A 7,215-nucleotide genomic window follows, 5' to 3' on the forward strand; every position below is an offset into this window, starting at 1 on the left:
CAGCCTGACGCCGCGCGAAGCCAAGGTGCTGCGCATGCGCTTCGGCATCGAGATGTCCACCGACCACACACTGGAAGAAGTGGGCAAGCAGTTCGACGTGACGCGCGAGCGCATCCGTCAGATCGAGAGCAAGGCGGTGCGCAAGCTCAAGCACCCCAGCCGTTCGGACAAGCTGCGCAGCTTCATCGATTCGCTGTAAAGGCCGCGACGCGGTCAGCCAAAGGGCCTCTTCGGAGGCCCTTTTTCATGGCAGATGGGCGAAAATGACCGCATGAAACGCCCTCGCCCACTGCCCCTGCGACTGCTCCGCTCCACCCAGACGCTGCTGCTGGCCGGGCTTGTGGGCACCGGCCTCCCGGCCCTGGCCGCCAGCTACTACGAAGACGCATTGCAACGCTTCGAGGCCAAGGACCACGCCGGCGCCATCATCCAGCTCAAGAACGCGCTGCGCAACGAGCCGAACAAGCTGGCCATCCAGTTCCTGCTGGGACGTGCGCTGCAACAGAACGGCGACGTGCTCGGCGCCGAGGTGGCCTACAACGAAGCGCTGCGCCTGGGCATCAACCGCTCTGAAGTGGCGGTACCGCTGGCGCAGGTGGTCATTGCCCAAGGGCGCCCGCGCGAGATGCTCTCGCATCCTCAGCTGCAACCCAGCGGCCTGCCCCCTGATGTGTTGCAGACCCTGCTGCTGCTGCGCGCCGGCGCCCAGACCGACCTGGGGGACAGCCGCGAGGCACTGGCCACCATCCAGCAGGCACGCGCCATGAACGACCGGCGCGCCGATGTCTGGCTGGCCGAAGTCCCGGTGCGCGTGCGCGCCCGCCAGTTCACCGAAGCCCTGCAGGCGGCCGAACGGGGCGTGGCCGCGGCACCCAACGACGCCGAGGCCCATTACGTCCAAGGCTCGGTGCGCCACGCGCAAGGCAAGCTCGACGCCGCACTGACCGACTACGCCAAGGCGCTGAGCCTGAAGGCGGATCACGCCGAAACGCTGATCGCCCGCGCCGGCATCCACATCGACCGCAACCAGCTGCCCCAGGCCAAACAGGCGCTGGACCAGCTCAAGACCGCCGCCCCCAGGGAGCCGCGCGCCGCCTACCTGCGCGCCCTGGTGGCCGAACGCGAGAACCAGCCCGCCGTCGCCAAAGCCGCCTTGCTGGAAGTCACCCAGCTGCTGGACCCGGTGCCCGTCGCCTACGTGCAGTACCGGCCACAGCTGCTCATGCTCAACGGCCTGTCGCACTATGGCCTGAACGAACTGGCCAAGGCACGGCAGTACCTCGAAGCCTTCCTCAAGGTGCAACCCAACAGCCCCGTGGTGCGCCTGCTGGCGCGCATCCAGATGACCGAAGGCAACACCGCCCTGGCCATTCCGCTGCTGGAAACCTACCTGCGCAAGAACCCAGCCGATGGCCTGGCGCTGAGCCTGCTGGGTACGGCCTACATGGCGCAAGGCAAGACCGCGCGCGCCACCCAGTTCCTGCAGGAAGCCATCAAGCAGCAGGACCGGCCCGAATACCGCACCGCGCTGGGCCTGAGCCTGCTGGGCAGCGGCAAGACCGACGGCGCCATCACCGAACTGGAAACCGCCTGGCGCCAGGACCCCGGCCAGGTGTCTGCCGGCATGTCGCTGGCGCAGCTCTACGCCCAGCAGAACCGCCTGCCCCAGGCGCTGGCGCTGGTGCGCGACATGGTCAAGCGCTTCCCCAGCCACGCCGGCCTGCAACACCAGCTGGGCGACATGCTGCTGCGCAGCGGCAAGCCGCCCGAGGCCCGCCAGGCCTATGAAAAGGCGCTCGGCCTCAACCCCAAGTTGACCGCGTCGCGCCTGCAGCTGGCGCGCCTGGACATCGACGCCAACCAGATCGCCGCAGCCGAGCAGCGCCTGGCCGCCCTGCTGCGCGACATGCCCAAAAACACCGACGCCATGGCCGAGATGGCGCGCATCACCGAGCGCCAAGGCCAGAGCGAAGAAGCTATGCGCTGGCTGCTGCGGGCCCGCGACGCCAGCGACCGCAAGGACATGCGCTGGAACCTCGCCCTGATGGAACTCGCCCTGCGCCAGGGCAAGCCCCAGCAAGCGCTGGAAGAAGGCAAGATCGCCCTGGCCAAACAACCCGGCAACCTGCCCGCCCAGCTGCTGTACGCCCGCGCGCAACTGGCGCTGGGCGACCCCGGTGGTGCGCGCGCCACACTCGGCAGCGCTACCCGCGTGGCCGATTTCAATGCCCCGCAACAGACCGAAATCGCCCGCCTTCAGCTGGCCGCCAACAACGTGGACGGCGCGGCCTACAGCCTGAGCAAAGCCCTGAGCGACCAGCCCAACTTCATTCCCGCGCAAGCGCTGATGGTGCAGGTGGAACAGCGCCAGGGCACGCCCGACAAGGCCGAAGCGCGCGCACGCAAGATCGTGCAGCAGCAACCCAGCCGGGCCCTGGGCCACAGCCTGCTGGGTGATCTGGCGATGGCGCGCCAGAATCCGTCGGCCGCCGTCGCGGCCTACCGGCAGGCGCTCAAGGTGGAGCCCGGCACCGGCACCACCCTCACGCTGATGAACGCCCTGGCCAGCCAGAACCAGGCCAGTGAAGCGCTGGACATCGGCCGCCAGCGCCTGCGCCAGTCACCCAACGACGTGGCAGTGCAACTGCTGGTGGGGGATCTGCACGCCCGCAGTGGCCGCTTCGCCGACGCCATCGGTGCCTACAAGGCCGCTCTGAAGGTGCAACCGCAGAATGCCCAGGCCCTGAACAACCTGGCCAATGCGCAACTCAAGCTCAAAGACCCTGCCGCCCTGCAGACCGCGCAGGCCGCGCACCAGATCGAGCCCCAGAACCCGCTGGTCATCGACACCCTGGGCTGGGTGATGTTCCAGCAAGGCCAGACCGAACAGGCGCTGCCCCTGCTGCGCGATGCGCGGCTGCGGGCGCCCGGCCATCCAGAGATTCGTTACCACCTGGCCAAGGTGCTGTTCGCGATGGGTCGCAAGGCCGAGGCGAAGGATGAGGCCATTGAGGCCTTGAGAATCGGCGATCTGTTTGATGGCGCCGCAGACGCCCAGCGCTTGGCTGGCGCTCAACCTTGATTTGTCGATTTTTCTTACAAATACAAAAAAAGACCACATGGGCATTCGCTAAGCCCATGATTTCTAAGAGCTAAATTTTGTGGCCTGCTTTTTGCTAGTTTGTTTGCATTTGTAAGCTCAGGCTCTGGGAGCACCGACCATGAACATCCGTTTGACATGCTTTGCAACCCGCCTCATCGCCTCGGCGGCTGTGGTTGCTGGTGGCTTTGCCGGTTCGGCTCAAGCCGCGACCACATGGAACCTCACCTCGAGCACGCTGAGTGGTGTTTCCGTCACCGCCAAGACCACCGGCGGCACCGGCGCCGGCACGAGCACCGTCATGAACTACGGTAGTGGTGGTCTGGGTGTGGTCAACAGCGCCGAGGACGCGTCCATGACCGGTCCGCACGCCACAGACAACTACAACGGCGTCGATGCCCTGGTGCTCAGTTTCAGTCAGGCTGTGTCGCTGAGCAGCATGACCATTGGATGGAACGGGACCGATGACGGGCAATACACCGCCTACAACGACTCGGACATGTCTGTGTATGCCTACAACAGCAGCGCGGCGGCATGGAGCTTGGTCGGCCATTACAACGATGTCGGCGCTTTGAGCGGCAACACCCAATCGATCAGTTCCTCGATTTATTCAAGCTCCTGGCTGATCAGTGCGTACAAGGGCACGACATGGTCCTCGACCAACGACGCTTTCAAGCTGCTGTCGGTGGCTGGCACCGTGCTGTCCACACCACCGACCGGCGTCTCCGAGCCGGGCTCTTTGGCTTTGCTGGGCTTGGGTGCTGCAGGCCTGCTGGCAGCGCGCCGCAAATCGCTGGCACAGCGCTGAGCTGACGCCCATCCAACAAGAAAGGGAGCCACTGGCTCCCTTTCTTGTTTCCGGATGGCTACAACAGCCACCCGATCAGACCGTCTCCAGCGCCAGCACGCCCGTCGCGGTGTTCGAAATCGGGATGTGGTAGTTGCTGTGCACCTTGCGCACACCCGCGCCGGCTGCGGTCAGTGCGGCGCGCATCGCCAGCCACATCAGCAGTTCCACCCCCTGGGTCCCGACTTTTTCCACCAGTTCCAGGTCGCTGAACTGCGTCGCCCATTCGGGGTTGGTTTCCATGCTGTCGAGGAACTGCAGGTCGAACTGCTTGTTGATGAAGCCGGCGCGCTCGCCGTCCAGCTGGTGGCTCAGGCCGCCGGTGGCCATCACCGCCACCCTCTTGTTGCTGTCCCAGCTCTTGATCGCCTCACCCACCGCCTTGCCCAGTTTGTAGACGCGCTTGGCCGTGGGCAGCGGGAACTGCACGGTGTTGATGTTGATGGGCACGATCTGCACCGGCGCGATCTCGTGGTTCGGCCAGAACAGCTTGAAGGGCAGCGTGCAGGCGTGGTCCACCAGCATTTCCTGGCAGGTCACGATGTCGAACTCCTTGGCGACGAGTTCGCGGATCAGGTGCCAGGACAGGTCCTGACAACCCGGGATGGGCGGCAGGGTCGGGATGCCCCAACCTTCGTCGGCGTTGCTGTAGGTGGCGGCAGCGCCCACGGCAAAGGTCGGCATCTTGTCCAGAAAGAAGTTCAGGCCGTGGTCGTTGTAGAACACCACCACCACGTCGGGCTGCACCTTGTCCAGCCAGCTGTGGATGGGCGGGAAGCCATCAAAGAAGGGTTTCCAGTAGGGCTCGTTCTGCTTGCCCTTGTGGATGGCGCCGCCGATGGCGGGGATGTGCGATGTGGCCAGGCCACCGATGAGTTGTGCCATGTTGGTGTCTCCTGGTTCAGCACTGGTCGTTCGCGGCCACGAGCTTGGCCTTGAACTCGTCTTTGGTCATGCCCGTCTGCTGGGCGCCGATGTCCTGCATGTCCAAGCCAAAGATGCCGGCGAACTTGGCCAGGTAGTAGGCGTTGCCACCGGCCGCGATCAGGGCCAGCACCTGTTTGGAACGGATGGCCTCGGCCTGCTCCTGGTTCAGGCCGTACTGCTGCATGAAGGCCTCCGGGTCGGCCAGGAAGGCGTCGCGGTTGGCCTTGTGGTTGAAGGAGTAGCACATCTTGTTCAGGGCGTAGCCCTTCTGAGCTGCGCCACCGTCAAAAGGCGTGGTGCCGGGGATCGTGAGGCTCACGGTTTGTCTCCTGCTTGGGGTGGATTGACAAGGGTCAAGCGGGAGTATTGGTTTTTGATTGCCAAAGATAAACAGATCAAAGATCATCGAATACATGAATGATTTCGATTGGTCTGACCTGGATGTGCGCCTGTTGCAGCTGCTGGTGGCGGTGGTGGAGGCCAGCAGCATCACCGGCGCGGCACAGAAGCTGGGCGTGACGCAGTCGGCGGTGAGCCACCAGCTGGACAAGCTGCGCGCCATCACGGGCGACGCGCTGTTCGTCAAAAGCGGGCGCGGCATCGTCGCCACGGCCCGCGCGGGGGAACTGGCGGTGCAGGCGCGCGAACTGCTGCGCCAGTTGCAGGGCTTTGCGCAGAGCGACACCTTCGACCCGGCACGCTGGCAGACCACCCTCACGATCGCGGCCAACGACTTCCAGCGCGACGTGCTGCTGCCCGGCCTGGCCCAGGCGCTGCGGGCCCAGGCGCCGGGCGTGGCGCTGCGCATCATCCCGTCGGACGTGCCCAGCCTGGAGATGCTGCGCGACGGCGTGTGCGACATCGCCATCAGCCCCCGCCCGCCCGAGGGCAGCGACATCGTGCAGAAACGCCTGTTCGAGGACCGGTACTGCGTCTATTACGACGCCGGTGTGCGAGACGCGCCGGGCAATCTGGCGGACTACCTGGCGGCCGACCACATCACCGTGGTGTACGAACCGCGGCGCACCCTGCACCTGGACCGCACGCTGGAGAGCCAGGGCCTGCGCCGGCGTTTTGCCGTGATGGTGCCGGGCTTTGCCGGTGTGCCGGCGTTTCTGCGCGGCAGCCCGCTGCTGGCCACCGCGCCCTCGCTGCTGCACCAGGGTTGCTTGCGCGGGTTCGCGCAGGCCGAGGTGCCCACGCCCTGCCCCACGCTGCCGATGTACCTGATCTGGCACCGCAGGCACCAGCAGGACGCGGCGCACCGCTGGCTGCGCGAGCGGATCGAATCGCTGGTGCCCACGTTGCTGGGCGGCCCGGGGTGAAGCGTCAGACGGCGATTTCTCGTCGCGTCAACACCCAGGAGCCCGCGGGTCAGCCGGCGTGAACACCTCCGGCGGGACCGGACGGCGTGCCTCCCGCTCGCCACGGGCGGGCCCGCGTCAGGCCAACGGCAAGCTGACCGTGACCGCCAACCCCGGCTGCGCGTTGCGCACGGCAAAGCGGCCGCCGTGCGCCCGCGCCACCAGGCGGCACAGGTACAGGCCCAGCCCCACGCCGCCGGCGCTGCGGGTGCGGGCGCTGTCGGGCCGGTAGAAGGCCTGGGCCAGCTGGGCGATCTGGTCTTCGGGCACGCCGGGGCCGTGGTCGCGCACCTCGACCTCCACCCCGCCTTCGGCCAGCGGGCGCAGGTGCAGCTGCGGCGGCTCGGTCGCATCGGTGCCGTGGCGCAAGGCGTTGTCCAGCAGGTTGCGCAGCAGCAGGCGGGTGCGCGCCGGGTCCACCGCCACCGGGCCCAGGCCGGGCGCAACGGTCACCGCCACATCGGCCGCGCGCGGGTGGCGCGCCTGCAGGGCGGCCAGCACCTCGTCGGCCAGCGCGCGCACATCGGTGGGCTCGCGCTGCAGGGCCGAGTGCTGGCCCGACAGGCGCTCGCTCTCCAGCAGGTCGTTGATCAGGCCGGCCATTTCCTGCAGGTCGCGCAGCAGGGCCTCGCGCTGCGGCAGCACGTCGGCGCTGTCGGGCAGCAGTTCGGTGTTCAGGCGCGCACGGGTCAGCGGGCTGCGCAGTTCGTGGCTGATGGCCAGCAGCAGCGCCCGTTTGGCTTCGAGCATCTGGTGGATGTCGCGGCCCATGGTGTTGATGGTGACGGCCAGCTCGCCCAGTTCGTCGTGGGCTTTGCAGCAGCGCTCGGGGATGGGCTGGCTGAAGTCGCCCGCACCGAAACGCCGTGCGCCCGCGCCGATCGCGTCCAGCGGCCGCAGCAGGCGCCGCACGTACAGCCAGGCCAGCAGCGTGAGCACCAGCAGCGCGGTGAGCGCGTAGCCCACCAGGCGCGGAC

The 7,215-nt window shown here is 67.0% G+C and carries 7 protein-coding genes; 4 read left to right on the top strand and 3 right to left on the bottom strand.

Annotation, left to right across the window (positions count from 1 at the left end; all coding sequences use genetic code 11):
* The 3 genes from RMP09_RS07495 to xdp1 all read left to right on the top strand — a co-directional run.
* Positions 1-199, top strand: a 199-nt coding sequence (locus RMP09_RS07495) for a sigma factor-like helix-turn-helix DNA-binding protein (RefSeq protein ID WP_310565349.1), incomplete at its 5' end; no start/stop codon positions are given.
* A 72-nt stretch (positions 200-271) separates the two neighbouring features.
* A complete protein-coding gene (prsT, locus tag RMP09_RS07500; RefSeq protein WP_310565350.1) occupies positions 272-3,082 on the top strand; it encodes an XrtA/PEP-CTERM system TPR-repeat protein PrsT in 2,811 nt (936 codons plus the stop codon).
* Positions 3,083-3,221: 139 nt separating this feature from the next.
* Positions 3,222-3,908: an exosortase-dependent surface protein XDP1 gene (gene xdp1, locus RMP09_RS07505; RefSeq protein WP_310565351.1), complete on the top strand. Its 687-nt coding sequence runs from the start codon at positions 3,222-3,224 to the stop codon at positions 3,906-3,908.
* 75 nt (positions 3,909-3,983) lie between these two features.
* Here the strand turns inward: xdp1 and RMP09_RS07510 are convergent, their stop codons facing one another.
* Together RMP09_RS07510 and RMP09_RS07515 are read right to left on the bottom strand one after the other, a co-directional pair.
* Complete coding sequence (locus RMP09_RS07510; protein ID WP_310565352.1) at positions 3,984-4,832, bottom strand: class III extradiol dioxygenase family protein; 849 nt, start codon at positions 4,830-4,832, stop codon at positions 3,984-3,986.
* Between the two features lie 16 nt (positions 4,833-4,848).
* Positions 4,849-5,193: a protocatechuate 4,5-dioxygenase subunit alpha gene (locus RMP09_RS07515; protein ID WP_310565353.1), complete on the bottom strand. Its 345-nt coding sequence runs from the start codon at positions 5,191-5,193 to the stop codon at positions 4,849-4,851.
* A gap of 94 nt (positions 5,194-5,287) precedes the next feature.
* Between RMP09_RS07515 and RMP09_RS07520 the strand changes: the two genes are divergently transcribed.
* Positions 5,288-6,199, top strand: coding sequence for a LysR family transcriptional regulator (locus RMP09_RS07520; protein ID WP_310565354.1), 912 nt, complete (start codon positions 5,288-5,290; stop codon positions 6,197-6,199).
* 117 nt (positions 6,200-6,316) lie between these two features.
* On the opposite strand, the gene RMP09_RS07525 is transcribed toward RMP09_RS07520, so the two are convergent.
* Positions 6,317-7,215: ATP-binding protein (locus tag RMP09_RS07525; RefSeq protein ID WP_310565355.1), on the bottom strand; the 899-nt coding region annotated here is incomplete at its 5' end.

It is taken from the genome of Hydrogenophaga sp., assembly GCF_031426985.1.
Taxonomy (GTDB): Bacteria; Pseudomonadota; Gammaproteobacteria; order Burkholderiales; family Burkholderiaceae_C; genus Hydrogenophaga.